The 16,095-nt window shown below is 52.3% G+C and carries 14 protein-coding genes; 4 read left to right on the top strand and 10 right to left on the bottom strand.

Translation table 11 applies throughout. The features are described 5' to 3' along the window. Window positions 1–123 precede the first annotated feature (123 nt). On the top strand, window positions 124–837 hold the full coding sequence (gene mpaA / locus HED65_RS01280) for a murein tripeptide amidase MpaA (protein ID WP_114977080.1): 714 nt from the start codon (window positions 124–126) through the stop codon (window positions 835–837). On the opposite strand, the gene ycjG is transcribed toward mpaA, so the two are convergent. Continuing rightward, window positions 828–1,793, bottom strand: a complete 966-nt coding sequence (gene ycjG / locus HED65_RS01275; RefSeq protein ID WP_114977079.1) for an L-Ala-D/L-Glu epimerase — start codon at window positions 1,791–1,793, stop codon at window positions 828–830. The two genes, mpaA and ycjG, sit on opposite strands and share 10 nt — an antisense overlap. 107 nt (window positions 1,794–1,900) lie before the next feature. On the opposite strand from ycjG, the gene tpx reads away from it, so the two are divergent. Next, entirely contained in the window at window positions 1,901–2,407 is a 507-nt protein-coding gene (gene tpx / locus HED65_RS01270) for a thiol peroxidase (RefSeq protein ID WP_114977078.1), read from the top strand. Window positions 2,408–2,683: 276 nt separating this feature from the next. Next, on the top strand, window positions 2,684–3,892 hold the full coding sequence (locus HED65_RS01265; RefSeq protein WP_114977077.1) for an aldose 1-epimerase family protein: 1,209 nt from the start codon (window positions 2,684–2,686) through the stop codon (window positions 3,890–3,892). Window positions 3,893–3,929: 37 nt separating this feature from the next. Here HED65_RS01265 and tyrR read toward each other — a convergent pair whose 3' ends face one another. From tyrR to HED65_RS01250, 3 genes are all read right to left on the bottom strand, one after another. Next, entirely contained in the window at window positions 3,930–5,471 is a 1,542-nt protein-coding gene (gene tyrR / locus HED65_RS01260) for a transcriptional regulator TyrR (protein ID WP_114977076.1), read from the bottom strand. 112 nt (window positions 5,472–5,583) lie between these two features. Beyond that, window positions 5,584–6,636: a YcjF family protein gene (locus HED65_RS01255; RefSeq protein WP_114977075.1), complete on the bottom strand. Its 1,053-nt coding sequence runs from the start codon at window positions 6,634–6,636 to the stop codon at window positions 5,584–5,586. After that, entirely contained in the window at window positions 6,633–8,030 is a 1,398-nt protein-coding gene (locus tag HED65_RS01250; RefSeq protein WP_114977074.1) for a YcjX family GTP-binding protein, read from the bottom strand. The genes HED65_RS01255 and HED65_RS01250 overlap by 4 nt, the downstream gene beginning before the upstream one ends. A gap of 154 nt (window positions 8,031–8,184) precedes the next feature. On the opposite strand from HED65_RS01250, the gene HED65_RS01245 reads away from it, so the two are divergent. Further along, complete coding sequence (locus HED65_RS01245) at window positions 8,185–9,195, top strand: LacI family DNA-binding transcriptional regulator (RefSeq protein ID WP_114977073.1); 1,011 nt, start codon at window positions 8,185–8,187, stop codon at window positions 9,193–9,195. 33 nt (window positions 9,196–9,228) lie between these two features. Here the strand turns inward: HED65_RS01245 and HED65_RS01240 are convergent, their stop codons facing one another. The 6 genes from HED65_RS01240 to ycjR all read right to left on the bottom strand — a co-directional run bounded on the left by HED65_RS01240 (window position 9,229) and on the right by ycjR (window position 16,090). Then, window positions 9,229–10,143, bottom strand: a complete 915-nt coding sequence (locus HED65_RS01240; protein WP_114977072.1) for an OmpG family monomeric porin — start codon at window positions 10,141–10,143, stop codon at window positions 9,229–9,231. A 64-nt stretch (window positions 10,144–10,207) separates the two neighbouring features. Then, a complete protein-coding gene (locus HED65_RS01235; RefSeq protein WP_114977071.1) occupies window positions 10,208–11,290 on the bottom strand; it encodes an ABC transporter ATP-binding protein in 1,083 nt (360 codons plus the stop codon). Window positions 11,291–11,303: 13 nt separating this feature from the next. Further along, complete coding sequence (pgmB, locus tag HED65_RS01230) at window positions 11,304–11,969, bottom strand: beta-phosphoglucomutase (protein WP_114977070.1); 666 nt, start codon at window positions 11,967–11,969, stop codon at window positions 11,304–11,306. Then, window positions 11,959–14,238, bottom strand: coding sequence for a glycoside hydrolase family 65 protein (locus HED65_RS01225; RefSeq protein ID WP_114977069.1), 2,280 nt, complete (start codon window positions 14,236–14,238; stop codon window positions 11,959–11,961). The genes pgmB and HED65_RS01225 overlap by 11 nt, the downstream gene beginning before the upstream one ends. Continuing rightward, window positions 14,232–15,290, bottom strand: a complete 1,059-nt coding sequence (ycjS, locus tag HED65_RS01220) for a D-glucoside 3-dehydrogenase (protein WP_114977455.1) — start codon at window positions 15,288–15,290, stop codon at window positions 14,232–14,234. The genes HED65_RS01225 and ycjS overlap by 7 nt, the downstream gene beginning before the upstream one ends. 11 nt (window positions 15,291–15,301) lie before the next feature. Continuing rightward, complete coding sequence (gene ycjR / locus HED65_RS01215) at window positions 15,302–16,090, bottom strand: 3-dehydro-D-guloside 4-epimerase (RefSeq protein ID WP_114977068.1); 789 nt, start codon at window positions 16,088–16,090, stop codon at window positions 15,302–15,304. Window positions 16,091–16,095 lie beyond the last annotated feature (5 nt).

Genomic DNA, 16,095 nt, shown 5'->3' with positions numbered 1-16,095 from the left:
AAATGCAAATCCCTTCGTCCGGAAAAGTGATTTGCGACAATTCTCAACCGATAAGGAAACTATTTGATTAACAGCGAATTTTGCACAACACTGCCTGTAGAGACTTCTTTATCAGGATTTCGTATGGCAATCACCCGACCAAGAGCGGAACGAGGCGCCTTTCCGCCGGGCGCAGAGCAATATGGCCGCTCATTTTTAGGCGCATCACTGATCTGGTTCCCGGCACCCGATGCCGATCGCAACAGCGGTTTGATCATTGCCGGTACGCATGGCGATGAGAATTCCTCCATCATCACGCTTTCATGTGCGCTGCGAACACTGACACCCAAACTACGGCGTCATCACGTCATTCTGGCGGTGAATCCGGATGGCTGCCAGCTTGGATTACGCGCGAATGCGAGAGGAGTCGATTTAAACCGTAATTTCCCGGCAGCAAACTGGCATGCCGGGGAAACGGTGTATCGCTGGAACAGCGCCGCCGAAGAGCGGGATGTGGTCCTGCTAACGGGAGACACCCCGGGTTCAGAGCCGGAAACACAAGCGCTGTGCCAGCTTATCCATAAGATCCACCCTGCCTGGATTGTCTCCTTCCATGATCCGCTGGCCTGTATTGAAGATCCACGTCACACCGAACTGGGTGCGTGGCTGGCAGAGGCTTTCGCCCTGCCGCTGGTTACCAGCGTTGGCTATGAAACACCCGGCTCATTCGGAAGCTGGTGCGCCGATTTGAGCTTACCGTGTATCACCGCGGAATTCCCGGCGATCTCTTCCGATGAAGCCAGCGAAAAATACTTAAAAGCGATGGTGGAACTTCTGCGCTGGCAGCCTCAAAGATGAAGAACACCGCTGGTAAAATTGAGCGCGGGTGAAACATCAACCGCCAGCCATGTCGGGCCATCCAGGTCGGCAAAACTGACCTGATTGACCAGCGGTAATGCCGCGTTGATTGCCCGGGATGTACAAAGCATGCATCCCAGCATCAATGAAAAACCCTCAGCCCGGGCCTGGGCCGCCAGGGCCAGTGCTTCGGTAAGCCCGCCGGTTTTGTCGAGCTTAATGTTGATCATCTCATAGCTGCCCTGCAGCTCACTCAAATTCTCACGGGTATGGCAGCTTTCATCCGCGCAGACAGGCAACGGGTGGATAAAATTCTTCAGCGCCGCGTCATTTTTCGCCGGAAGAGGCTGTTCCAGCATCGCCACGCCCAGGTCAGCCAGCAGCTGACATCGCGCGGCAAGCCCTTCGGGATGCCATGATTCGTTCGCGTCAACAATCAGTGTAGCCAACGGCACTGCCGCGCGAATGGCAACCATTCGTTCGCTAATCAGACGATCGTCGAGCTTCACTTTTAACAGGGTGGCCCCTGCATCAAAAAGCGCTTTTGCACTGGCTGCCATTTGTTCCGGCTCGCCAATGACGACCGTTTGCGCCGTAATAACCGATTGCGGCAAGGTCACGCCCAGCAACGACGTCAGAGATGTTTGCTGTTTAGCGGCTTCAAGCTCCCAGAGCGCGCAATCAATGGCGTTACGTGCCGCCCCGGCGGGTAAACGCTGCTGTAATGCCTCGCGCGAGAGCCCTTTTTGCAGATCAGGTACCAGGGTCATGATAGCCGCCATCACTGATGCAGCACTTTCTCCATAGCGTGGGTATGGCGTGCATTCTCCCGTGCCTTTAACCCCCTCTTCCTCAATTTCAACCACCACCACACCGGCCTCACTTCGGCTGCCGCGAGAGATGACAAAAGGGGAATGCAATGGCCAGGCTTCTTCATAGACTTTAACGCTTCTCATCACTGACTCCTTGCGGCCTGGAAAGGCGAAAAATTTGGTTTGCCGTGTTATCCGCTGATGGCATACACTAGCCCCGACGTTAACTATATGTAAACAGGAAGATATCTATGTCACAACTCGTTCATTTCCAGGGCAACCCGGTTGCTGTTGCTGGTTCCATTCCGCAGGCTGGCAGCAAAGCTCAGGCTTTTACTCTGGTGGCTAAAGATCTGTCTGACGTCACACTGGCTCAGTTTGCGGGTAAACGCAAAGTACTGAACATTTTCCCAAGCATTGATACAGGTGTTTGTGCTGCATCTGTGCGTAAGTTCAACCAGCTGGCGACTGAAATGGACAACACGGTTGTGCTGTGCATTTCTGCTGACCTGCCGTTTGCCCAGTCTCGTTTCTGCGGTGCCGAAGGCCTGAGCACCGTTATCACCCTCTCCACTCTGCGCAGCCAGGATTTCCTTGAGAAATACGGCGTTAGCATCGCGGAAGGCCCACTGAAAGGTCTGGCAGCACGCGCTGTACTGGTTATTGATGAAAACGACAATGTCGTATTCAGCGAGCTGGTTAACGAAATCACCACCGAGCCGGATTACACTGCTGCGCTGGACGTGCTGAAAGCATAATAATTGCTTAGCAATCTATACAGTACGTTCTAAACCTCGCGATGGCGGGGTTTTTTATTACCCAACAAGCTGAATCGTTAAAGCTATACTTGTCACAATTCACATTTATTGTGCAACAACCTCCTCTATACTTATCAATAAAGCGATCATAATCCCACAATAATCTTCAAAAACTCCTATTTTTGCGCCTGGTGAAGCACATCACATTTCCATTTTTGTTAAGACATTAGATTTCCTTACGAAAACAAATAATCGTTTCAGCAAAAAGGGAGGAATATGAAAATTAAACTGGCGTTTACGATACTCGCAGTACTGATCTCTGGCCAAGCCGCGGCTAAAACTTGGGTGCTGACAAGCGCTGAAAGCAGCGTGGAGAAAGGAAACTGGAAAATTTCGAGCGATGAGCTGAACGTTAAATGGCAAACGTTCAGCATTGAGCAAAAAGTCTTACATGGAGGCAAACAGGAAGGCAGTAAAGTCATCATCATTAGCAGCAAAAATGGACTGACAATTGCCTTAAGCCCTACCCGTGGCATGGATCTCCTGCATGTTGAAGGGTTTGGTACCAAACTGGGGTGGAATTCCCCTGTCAAAGAGGTCGTCAACCCGGCCTATATCAATCTGGAAAGTCGAAACGGGCTCGGTTGGCTGGAAGGTTTCAACGAGATGATGGTGCGGTGTGGCTATGAGTGGACAGGCCATCCGGTCACCGCTGATGGACAAATCTATACCCTTCACGGTAAGGTGGGTAATACACCTGCCTCGCAGGTGGAAGTGGAAGTTGCTGATGCTGCCCCACATGAGATTCGCATTCGCGGTTTAATCAAAGAGAGCACGTTCAAGAAAGCCGATCTGCAGACGATGACCGAACTGCGTTATGTTCCAGGAAGCAACCAGTTCAGCCTGCATGATGTTCTGACCAACCATGCTGATTATCCTCATGATTATCAAATCATCTATCACAGTAACTTTGGAACACCAATCCTCGAAGAAGGCGCGCGATTCCTTGCCCCGGCGGTAAGCGTGAGCCCATTCAACGACTACGCCAAAGCGGGTGTTAACGAATGGCAAACCTACGCAGGGCCAACAAAAGGCTTTGATGAGATGGTCTTTAATATCAAACCGCTCGCGGATAATAACCACGAAACGCTTGCGGCAGTGATCAATAAAGCCGGTGATAAAGGTGCGTCAATTCAGTTTGATACTCGCCAGTTGCCCGTGCTGACTCTCTGGAAAAACACCGACACGATGAAACAGGGTTATGTCACAGGTATTGAGCCAGGTACCAGCTACGCGTATCCCGTCACCATCGAACGCGAGCAGAAACGCGTTAAGCAGTTGCAGCCTGGAGCCAGCACGCAGTTTGATTTGACCTATACCCTGCTCCACAACCCGCAACAGGTGAAAGATGTGGAAAACAGAATTGCGTCGATTCAGGGTGACACCAAAACAGAAATCGTAACCACGCCTCTTGCTAAGGAATAAGCGTAAAGTAAAAAGCCTCTTTACAGAGGCTTTTTGTTTATTCGTCACCTTTCTTATGATTTAAACCATACTCACGCAGCTTATTCGCTATCGCCGTATGCGAGACACCAAGACGTTTTGCCAGTTTACGGGTACTTGGATAGCTGCGATAAAGCTGTGTCAGCACTAAACGCTCGAAACGGCTGGTGATCTCATCCAGTGAACCTTCCATCGCCTCTTCACCGACAGATACTGACCCGGCGTCGTAATCTGGCAACAGGATATCCTGCGGACGTAATTCATATCCATCCAGCTGCGTCAGAGCACGATAAACGGCGTTTTTGAGCTGACGAATGTTACCCGGCCAGCCATAGCGCATTAATACCGTGCCGAGATCGGCAGAGAGCTTCGGACGCGGAACGCCCTGCTCGTCGGCAAAGCGAGCCACAAACAGTTCGGTTAACGGCATGATGTCCTGCGGGCAATCGCGCAGCGGTGGAATGTTGAGTGTCAGGACGTTGAGGCGATAATAGAGATCCTCGCGGAAGATCCCCTTTTGCACCAGTTCCACCAGGTTTTTCTGGGTGGCGCAGATGACACGCACGTCCACATGCACTTCATGATCCTCACCCACGCGGCGGAACGTTCCATCGTTAAGAAAACGGAGCAATTTAGCCTGCATGCGTGGCGACATTTCCCCGATCTCGTCCAGCAGCACGGAACCGCCACTGGCCTGCTCGAAGAACCCTTTTTTGCCTTCCGGGGCGTGACCAAATAACTCGCTTTCAACGGCGTCTTCCGGGATGGATGCGCAGTTAAGTGCCAGATACGGTTTTGCTGCACGCGGGCCCGCCAGGTGCACGGCGTGAGCCAGCAGGTCTTTTCCGGTTCCGGTATCGCCGGTAATCAGCAACGGAGCAGTCAAACTCGCGAGCTTGCGGGCCTGGTCAATCACATGACGCATTTTCGGGCTGACGGCAATAATCTGGCTGAATGCTCCCACATCCTGACTGGAGAGATTTTGCAGCTGACGTCCCATACGTAATGTTGATCGCAGCATGATCACCGCGCCAGTCAGCACGCGGGTATTGCTTTCCCCTTTCAGATAGACGGGCGTGATCTCCATCAGGAAATTCTGTCCGTTGATCACCACGTGCTCGCTATGGGTGTTCTGCGGGTTGCTGTCCAGCCAGCGCTGGAAGTTAAAACCGGGGATCAACTGCATGGCGTTATGGTGGCTGAGCTTTTCCTGGCTCTGCGCAAAAAGCTGGCAACTGGCGTGGTTAACGCGTTCTACTTTGCTTTTCAAATCCAGAGAGAGGAAAGGCTCTGGCATCGCTTCCAGCAGTGCGCTCAGCGCCAGATGCTCACGCTCAGAGGGCATCCAGGGGATAGTGCGTACATCCGTAACGCCAGCGATACGGCGGATTTCGGCCATCAGGCTACTGAAGGTATTAAATTCAATTTCGGCAAAATTGAGGTAAATTTTCCCGACAGGGTCGATCTCAATGCCACGTAAATCAATGCTACGTAAAACAAGAAGATCGAGTAATTCGCGGGTCAGACCGAGACGGTCTTCGCAGAAGACTTCAAGACGCATGGGAAATTCACCGTTTTAAGCCAATAACAGTAAAATGATATGTCAGAACACGGTGATCCGGAAGATGGCTGTCAACAAATATTGACAGCCAGCACGATTAATGAACAAAACCTCACGGGGCAGGTTTTTTATTGAGCGTTTCTTTGAGCTGACCGATCAACTCGCGCCTGAAATCTCCCAGCCGCGGCTTGTCGTCATCAATCCAGGGAAGCGGACGACAGACTTCCATCGCTTTAATACCTAAACGCGCCGTCAATAAACCCGCCCCAATACCCTGAGCAGCACGGGCTGAGAGCCTGGCCGCCAGATCCTGCGACATCCAGTCCATTCCTACTTCGCGCACCAGCTCACTCGCACCAGCAAAGGCGATATTGAGCAAAACCAGTTTAAACAGTCTGAGTCGGCTGTAATAACCCAGCTCGATGCCGTAAAGACTCGCGATACGGTTAATCAGGCGCAAGTTACGCCAGGCGATAAATGCCATATCGACCAGCGCCAGAGGGCTGACGGCAATCATCAACGTGGATTCCGCCGCAGAGCGGCTAATCTCGCGCCGTGCCTGGGCATCCAGCACCGGCTGGACCATATGAGAATAGAGCGTGACCACTTCGCGGTCATTCTGGGTTTCATGGATGGCGGCATACCAGCGTTGAAGTGCCGGATGCGACTGATCAATTCCTGCCTGACTGGCGAGCTTTTCACAAAATGCGCGACCTTTTCCGGTAGCGTGACTGTGGAGCAGATCCCGGGCTTCATCGCGCTCATGCGCGCGCTGCCGCAGACGCCAGAGGCGACGCCACTCCGTTACAACCGACCCAATCCCCGCCCCCACAATCAGGGCACCCGCAGCACACCCGCCGAGCGCGACCCAGTCCTGGGTTTGCCAGGCATTCATCGTCCATTGTACGCCCTGCCCAACCACACTAACGCCAAACAGCGTCAGACCGGCGGTGACCATCTTGCGCCACAGACTGCGTTTTGGGCGCAAAGCGGCCTCGACGACAGCTTCAGCCAGGCCTTCCTCTACACCCGGCTCTTCCGTCACTGCCGGGGCAAAGTTCTCAGCCTGCGTACCACTGAACGTTTGCGCGGTTTTAAACGCTTCCAAATCCTCTTGCTCAAGCGTTCCGGTAAAGTCTATGCGTGGTTTTAACGGTTCCGTCATCGCAATTTATCTCCAATCAAAAACTCCAGTGCCGCATCCAGACGAATGTGCGGTAACGGTTGATCGACACTCATGGCCTGCGGGCGAAAAGCTTCAAACTGGAAGCCCTGGCTCTGCCAGAACGCCGGGCCTGGAAGCCGTGCAGGTACTTCGCCCGGATACACGGTAAGTGGCTCGCCGTCGCTGAGACGGTTCCCGCGTAATGCCGGAATTTTTTCGCCGTTAAGGTCAATCAGCCCACTTTGCGTCGCCTGCACGGACGCCAGCCCGAGGCAATCCATGCTGATCCCTTCGAAAGCGGCATTTTGCCAGGCATCCTGGACCAGTTGTTGCAGTAGCGACACCATATTGGCGTGTTGATCGACCGTGACATGATCGGCTTTGGTGGCTGCAAACAGCAACTTGTCGATCACCGGCGAGAACAAGCGCCGAAATAGCGTCCGCTGACCATAATGAAAACTTTGCATCAGCTGTGTCAGCGCGAGGCGCATGTCGTTGAATGCCTGCGGCCCGCTGTTAAGGGGCTGAAGACAATCCACCAGCACTATCTGACGATCAAAACGTAAAAAGTGGTTTTTGTAGAAACCTTTGACCACCTTTTCGCAGTAGTAATTGTAACGCTCGCGCAGCATCCCTGCATTTGTGTGCTTGTCGGCCTGAGCCAGTTTTGACTCTCCGGTACCATCCACGTCCGGCCACGGGAAGAACTGCAGCGCGGGCGCTCCGGCTAAATCACCCGGCAGGACAAAACGCCCCGGCTGGATAAAATGCAGCCCTTCCTGTTTGCACTGATGCAGATACGCCGTCCAGGCTTCCGCAATAGCTGCCAGACGGTTTTCATCAGCAGGCGCGAGTGGATCTAAACCTTCGCACAATTGCCGCCATTTTGCTGACCACTCGGCGCGTTGCCCCTGTAACAACCCCGTCATCTGACGAGACCAACTGAGATAATCTTGTGCCAGCATGGGTAAATCGAGCAGCCATTCGCCAGGATAATCGACGATTTCAAGATACAGTGTTGAGGTATCCTTGAAGTGGCGCATCAGGGATTCATTAGAACGAAAGCGTAACGCTAGTCGAATTTCACTTACCCCTCGCGTTGGTGTCGGCCACGTGGGTGGGTCGCCATAAAGCTGTGCCAGCCCTTCGTCATACGTGAAACGTGGAATGCCAAAATCGCGCTGAGGCACGCGCTTAACGCCCAGCAAACGCTCTTCCCGCACGGCGCTAAGCAAAGGCAAGCGTGCCCCGGCGTGCAGGTTAAGTAGCTGGTTCACCATGGCGGTGATAAATGCCGTCTTACCACTGCGGCTCAACCCTGTCACCGCCAGACGCAGATGACGGTCAACGCCACGGTTCACCAGTGAATTGAATTCGTTTTTAAGTCGCTTCATTGCCGTCCTTTTTGTCCGGAAGACTGGAATTCATGGCTTCAGAATACAATAAATGGGGGCAGATCGTTGATTATCAATTCTTATTTATTGCTATTGCCGTTTTCTCTCCAGTAAGATGAACAGTATTGCTGTCAGTCTGGAGTGAGTAAGGTGTATGTCACCCACCATCTATGATATCGCACGGGTTGCGGGCGTATCGAAATCAACCGTTTCCCGCGTTCTGAATAAACAAACGAATATTTCTCCTGAAGCGCGTGACAAAGTGCTGAAGGCAATAGACGAATTAAATTATCAGCCCAACAAACTGGCCCGCGCCCTGACCTCTTCTGGCTTCGATGCCATTATGGTTATTTCGACCCGCTCGGCCAAAACCACTGCCGGTAACCCTTTTTTCTCCGATGTCCTTCATGCCATTACGGCAAAGGCGGAAGAGGAAGGTTTTGACGTTATTTTGCAAACCTCAAAAAGCAGTGAAGATGATCTGCTGAAATGTGTGAGTAAAATTAAACAGAAGATGATCAAAGGGATTATCATGCTGAGTTCACCGGCAAACGAATCCTTTTTCACCACGCTTGACGAATACGGAGTGCCGGTGGTCGTTATTGGAAAAGTGGAAGGTGAATATCAGAATATTTATTCTGTCGATACGGACAATTTCCACGACAGCGCCATATTGACAGATTCATTTATTAAACATGGACGCACAAAAATTGCCTGTTTGCATGCTCCGCTAGACTATCACGTTTCTATCGATCGTCTTGCTGGATATAAATCCAGCCTTGAAAAACAGGGCATAACTATTAACCCGGATTGGGTCATTGATGGCGGATATACTCATGACAGTGCCCTAAAGGCGGCCTGCAAACTTCTCTCATCGGACAACCCGCCCGATGCCGTTTTCGCCACTGACAGCATGAAATTGTTAAGCCTTTATCGTGCAGCGGATGAGTTAAATCTGATGATCCCCGAGCAGGTTGCCATGGCGGGATACAGCGACCCAATGCTGTCTCTCGTTTTAAGCCCTGCGCCAGGCGGGTTTGATATTCCAACGAGAAAGCTGGGCGAAGAGAGTTGCAACGTGCTGTTTCAGCGTATTGCGGGTAAACCTGCGCCGCATAAGGTATTGGTTGAAACGCATTTTTCGGATGCGGCTTCCTTGCGCTAAAAACCAGGGGCAAACGCCCCTGGTAGATCATTATCAGAACGCGTAATTCACACCGACACCCGCATAGTGGAAGCGATCGCTCTCACCTTCGTCGTGGTTTTCCCATTCATAGGCGTATTCCAGTGTCATGGATAAACCATTATTGAAATCATAGGCATAAAGCATACCCAATCGGTTGAAATCATGTCCTTCTCGATCAGGATCGTCCTGCCAGTCCCAGTTTGACCAGCGATCGAGGCCAAGACGGGTATATGGCGTTAAGGTGGTCTGGCCTAACAAAATGGGCAGATATGCACGAATTTCCTGGGTGGAGAACTCGCCGTTATTACGGGAGCTGTCCATATTGAAACCGCGCTCTAAATAGTAATTCACTTTAGCTGCAAAGGTTTCGTTAATGGTCCACGTAAAACCCGTTTCGGTTTCAACGCGGCTGTCAGCATAACCGGTTTTTTCGAGATCGTTGGCAAACTGATACATGGCAAACCAGCCGCCAAAACGCCAGTCGTCGGTTAATTTAATATCCCAGTCAGGCTGAACTTTGTAGCGCTGCATATTAGCGCTGCCGTCTTTGGCGCCGTGTTCATCTTTAAAGTGATAACCATAATTACGGAAACCACCGGTCAGACCGAAAGTAAAATCATCGGTGCCGATAAATCGGTAGCGTAATTCAAATTCCGGGCGATCAAAATAGGTGCCGCGCGTCATGCTGCTGTAATCAACTGGACCTTCCTGGTACATCGCTAGTGAAATAGTCCACGCATCCCATGTCGCATTAAACCACACGGAAGGTTCATATAATCCATCTTTATCATCGCCCTGACCTTCGACGTTTTCAATTTCATACATTGCACCGATATTAAATTCCCACTGCTTTGTCGTTTCTGTAGCTTGTGCGTAATTAATCCCTGCGCATAGGATAAGCGCAGCACTTCTTAGTAGAGTACTCATTAAATATTCCCTTTATAATTAACAAACAAAAACCGGAAATTTGCATTCCCGGCAAACACTCTTCTTATCTAATAGCCGCTTCGGTATCGGCGTCGAAGAAATGGCACTTATTCATATCGAACTGGATGCCGATATTATCTCCAGCAACGTAGTCATTCGCCGCCCCAGCCCGGACAACCAGTTCATGTCCACCCACGGTGGCATAAAGCATAAATTCGGCTCCGGTCAATTCTGCAACACTGACCTTCGCCGTGATGTCATTTCCGCTGCTCTGCAGGGCAAGTATGTCTTCCGGACGGATCCCAAATACCACCGCTTTGCGCTGGTATCCTTTCGCATTCAGTATGTCGAGTATATTCTGTGGGATCTCCAGGCGTAGTGTTTCTGTCACGAAATAGCGATCGTCGATAGCACCACGAATGAAGTTCATCGCCGGTGAACCAATGAACCCTGCGACAAACATATTTGCCGGCTCGTTGTACACCTGCTTCGGAGCCCCCACCTGCTGAATAATGCCGTCTTTTAAGATCACGATGCGGGTCGCCATCGTCATCGCTTCCGTCTGGTCGTGCGTGACATAAATCATGGTGGTATTAAGCTTCTGATGTAACTTGCTGATTTCAGCGCGCATCTGTACACGAAGCTTGGCATCAAGGTTGGATAACGGCTCATCCATCAGAAAGACGCCCGCTTCGCGCACAATCGCCCTGCCCAGCGCCACACGCTGGCGTTGACCGCCGGACAAAGCGCCTGGCTTACGCTTCAGGTATTCACGTAAGCCTAAAATCTGCGCCGCCCAGTTAACGCGCTCCTCAATCACCGCAGGCGCTATTTTTTGCATTTTCAGGCCAAACGCCATGTTGTCGTAGACCGTCATATGCGGATAAAGCGCATAGTTCTGGAACACCATTGCGATATCGCGTGACTTAGCTGGCACATCATTCATGCAAATGCCGTCGATAATCAGTTCACCTGCACTGATCTCCTCAAGACCGGCAATCATTCGTAGGGTGGTCGATTTACCGCAGCCCGATGGACCGACGAAGACAATGAATTCTTTGTCCTCAATTTCGAGGTTGAAATCTTTAACCACGTGGACCTGGTTATCATAGATTTTCTGTATATGTTTCAGAGACAGTTGAGCCATAATTTATTCCTTATCAATACGCCCGGGACGCCCAGAATTCTGTCAGGCATTTCCAGGTCAGTTCCCGCGTTGAATGAAGTTGTAATCCCGCATGGTTGAGACCAGGCCCAATACCTACCGACAGCATCCCCGCACTGTTGATTGCTTCAACGCCTGCGGCGGCATCTTCAATACCGATGGCCTCTTCAGGACGCACATTCAGCCCTGTACAGGCGGCAAGGAAGATCTCCGGGTCTGGCTTTGAGCGGTGAATGCGGGAAGCATCGGCACAAAAATCGAATGCCTGATGAATACCCAGCGCGTTCAGGATCCCTGGGGCATTGAGCGATACGGATGCCAGCCCAATTTTGACCTTCGCCGCACGGATCTCCGCCAGCACCTCGCGAATACCCGGAAGCAGCGAATCCTGCGTGAGGGATGCCAGCGACTGGACATAAAGCGCATTTTTTTTCGTCGCAAGCGCCAGACACTGCTCATCGCTAAACATCCCCTCTTTCCCGCCATGCTTCAGGATGCGCAGGAGAGAATCCATACGACTTATCCCCTTCAGCTGTTCGTTAAAAATTTCATCGAAGCCGATACCAATTTCCTCCGCCACGGCGCGCCAGGCCAGAAAGTGGAGGTGTGCGGTATCGGTGATCACACCATCCAGATCGAAAACAACAGCCTTAAGCATCATGACTCACCTTCGTGGTAGCGGTCCCATCAACGGATGCAAGAAAATCCTTATAAGCGCAAACTTTCCGCCCCGATACACGTAGTGTTTTGTCCCACAGCGTCAGCGTGACAGGTTCCGACGTTTCAAGGGTTAACACTGCGTTTTCATACGTGAAGTGCATGGTTGCATTCCGCCACCGCAGCGGGAATGCGAGTTTCTGCCAGTGAGCAGGCAGTTTCGGCGCAAGATGCAATTCCCCTTCAATAATTTGCAGGCCAGCGAATCCCTGAATCGCGCCAGACCAGATCGCACCAGTGGCCGCAGCATGTATACCCTCATCGCTGCTGTGCGGATCATCACCCAAATCAATGCTGATGCCGTCACGCCAGAAGGTATAGGCTCCTTCAGTGTCACCACAGCGCGCGAGCACAATCCCGTGAATGGCTTTGCTTAGCGACGAATCATGGATGGTACGGGGTTCATAGAACGCCAGATTGGCAGCGCATTGTTGCGGCGTAAACCGTTCCGGCAGCAGATAGTTAAGCATCACAACATCAGCCTGCTTAAGGATCTGCATTTCGTTCACTTCCGCGCGGGAGTAATCGAGAAGAATGGTCTGCTTACCCGCTTTGGCTTTATAGCGGCTCAGATCAATAGCAGGTTTTGCCATGAAGGTATCATCCTGTGGGATCACACCGTCAGCATTGGCTTCTGGCAGCCACAGGCGCGACAGGAACTGCGTGGCATTATCCGTAAAACACGCATCTTCGCGTCCGAACATCGTCATAAACCGGCGCGCGCAGGCAACGTTGTACCAGGCCAGATAGTTGGTGTAGGCATTGTTATTCACATGCTCGGTGTATTCATCCGGTCCGATCACGTCATGGATTTCCAGACGCCCATTGATTTCCGTCGCGCGTCCTATCCAGAACGAGGCGGTTTCTATCAACAACGTCAGGCCTTCATTACGCATAAAAGTATCATCGCCTGTCGCCTGCCAGTAAGCGACCACGGCCCAGGCAATATCTGCCACGATGTGGTGTTCAGCAAGTGCGGAAGCGACCTTCTGGCGAACCCCGGTACGGATGTTGATAGCCGCGAATTCTGGTGTCTCTTCCTCTCCGCTTGCGGCACTTTCCCACGGGAACAACGCGCCTGGCCAGCCGTTACGCCGGGCTTTTTCCCGAGCGCCTGAAAGATTAAGCCAGCGATAGCGCAACAGGCTGCGGGCAACCTGTGGGCGGGTGAACAGATGGAAAGGCAGCAGGAAAATTTCGGTATCCCAGAAGACGTGTCCTTTATACCCCTCTCCGGTCAGCCCTTTTGCGGCGATACTGCTTCGCTCGTCATGGGCTGGCGTCATCGCGGTCAGATGCCAGACAGCATAATCCAGTGCCATCTGATCCTGATGTTCCGCAGAAGTGACTTCCACCCGGGCATCACGCCAGACCGCTTTCCAGGCATACGCTGAACTCTCAAGCAACGCATCGTAGCCCCTTGCCGCACAGACTTTGAGATCGGCCAGCGCGTTGTGCGCGAAAGACGCCTGCGACAGTGCTTTATCGCTGCGATGCGTCACCCAGACAATTTTCTCAAGCGTGACAGTGTCACCCTGAGCAATTTTCAGTGAATGATGAACGCTGAGACGACGATTTTTGGCGGTGAAACAGCTGTCGCTCTTTGTTGAGAGCTGACAATATGCCGAAATAATAACCTCAGACGCCCGGTCCTGCGTTTCATACACACCCTGCATGTAGTGCTGGTCAAAGACTCTGACCGAGAGTTCATCCAGATGCTGCCTGCCGCTGTTGGTTTGTGTCGCATCTATGCCGGTTTTCAGCACGGCCTGCGCAGCGCCATCAAGCGGTGTGATCGAGAACTGCATTGCCACTAAGGGCAACTGGTCCAGCGACACAAAACGACGACTTTCCAGCCGATAGCGTTTCCCGTCAGGCGAACGCCAGACAACGTTACGATGCAGTTCGCCGTTGGCAAAGGCCAGCTCGCGCTGCCACTCAAGTATTTCTCCTGACAGGAGGGTCAAATTTACACCGTCCAGCTCAACATCAATGCCGGTGATATCTGGCAGATTGATCAGCTCAGTGGTCTCATTGCGCCCGGCACAGTGATACAGACCCGCGAGATACATGCCCCGGATTTGCTGGGTATAATCTTCTTCATGCGTAGCGCGAATGCCCATATAGCCATTGCCGCAGGCCATGACAGAGGCGTATTTATTCAGACTGTGTGGACAAAAGCCCGGGTCGGTTAATCCAGAGACGTTCAGCATAATGTCACGCTTTCCCCTGTTTCTGCTGATTCATAAAGCGCGGCCACAAGCTGCTGGATAACCAGCCCCTGTTCTGCATCAGCGATCATCACGGGCTCTCCCTGCACATGACGCACGAAGGCCTCCATACTGCGTAAATGGCGCTGGTCATCAGCCTCTTCACGTTGTGTGATGGTGACTAAAGCACCGGCTTCATCGTTGTAGATGTGCGCCGGGAACAGCGTTGCCCCCGCCTTTTCACCGCAGAAAGAGACGTTCATGATGGACTGCTCACGGATGTTAAGCGCAAAAGAGGTGTCCACACGCAGAATGCCGCCGTTACAGAATTCAATCGTGCCAAACAGGGCATCCTCAACGGTAAACAGCCTGGGATCCCACTCGCCAAACTGACCGATACTTTTACAGTTTCCCAGCTTCTGGAAGCTGTGCGCGGTCACCCGTTTTACCGCCGGGAAACCCAGAACATACATGGCGGCATCAAGCATATGAATGCCGATATCAATCAGCGGTCCACCGCCTTGTAACGATTTGTTGGTAAAAACGCCCCACCCCGGCACACCGCAACGACGCAGCGCCTGCGCCGACGTGAAGTAAACCTCACCGAGTGTTCCGTTCATTACCGCATCACGCAGGAGCTGGGTATCCAGGGCGAAGCGATGGTGAAAATCATAGGCCAGGACTTTTCCTGCCTTGCGCGCCGCAATGCGCATCTCATCAGCCTGCAGCGCTGTCATCGCCGGGGGTTTTTCACACATCACATGGCAACCCGCGTCGAGGGCCGCCATCACATGTTCAAAATGGAACCGGTTAGGCGAACAGACGCTCACCACATCCGGTTTTACTGCCTGCAACATCTCGTGAGCGTCCTGCCATGCCGATGAAATAGCATAACGTTCCGCTAACGCCTGTGCTTGTTCAAGGCGGCTGTCCATGACAGCCACCATTTGAACATCACTGCGCGTGGCATAATACGAGGCATGCACTTTGTCCGCGACCTGTCCGGCGCCAATAATGGCGACACGCAGAGGCGACGGTGTAGAAGCACTCATCACGCTCGTCATCCTTAGCATTCACGCAAATAAGTGAGTGAGTCCTGATAGGCCTGAGCCGGATCGTCGGCACGAACGCGACACTCATACACTACATACCCCTGATAGTTATCGGCACGCAGCTGATCGAACAGGCTGGCAAAATCGAGGCTTCCGCTGCCCGGCTGATAGCGGTGGTTATCAGCAATGTGCACATGCCCCAGCAGATCGCGGTTCTGATGCAGCGCATCCGTCAGTGAGTCCTCTTCGATGTTCATATGATAGAAATCACCGATGATCTGCACGTGCTTCAGACCGTTTTCTTCGATATAACGACGCGCGTCGGCCAGAGTATTGATCATATGATCCTGGTAGCGGTTCAGCGGCTCCAGGTAGATGGTCGTACCGGTGCGCGCAGCCACCTCATCCAGCCAACGCAGCGAGGCGCTAACCGCTTTGCGATCGCCGTCCAGGCTACGTGGGGAGGTCATTGGCGGCAGGCGGAAGGTAAACATCCCCCACGCAGCAGGCACAATAATGCCCTTTCCACCCACGTCTGCCAGTGCTTCCAGAATGCGTTCAATCTGTTGTAAGCCGTTCATACGGCGTTCTTCGATAAAATCACCGATCCAACCATCGTATCCGCCGCACGCAGTTGTTACCGGCAGACCAGTGGCTTTGATTGCGGCTTTTACTTCGTCGAGATTTTCTACCAGGAGTTTGCCGTCGATTTCATAGCCATCAAACCCCATCGCTTTGATGTACTCGAATTTTTCCATGATGTTGGCTGGGAAAAAGGCCTGGTTTTGTGTTGCGATTTTCATGATTT

The organism is Pantoea sp. LS15 (assembly GCF_012241585.1).
Classification (GTDB): Bacteria; Pseudomonadota; Gammaproteobacteria; order Enterobacterales; family Enterobacteriaceae; genus Enterobacter.
The sequence above is the reverse complement of the archived record's forward strand: the minus strand, read 5'-3'. Positions and strand labels throughout refer to the sequence as shown.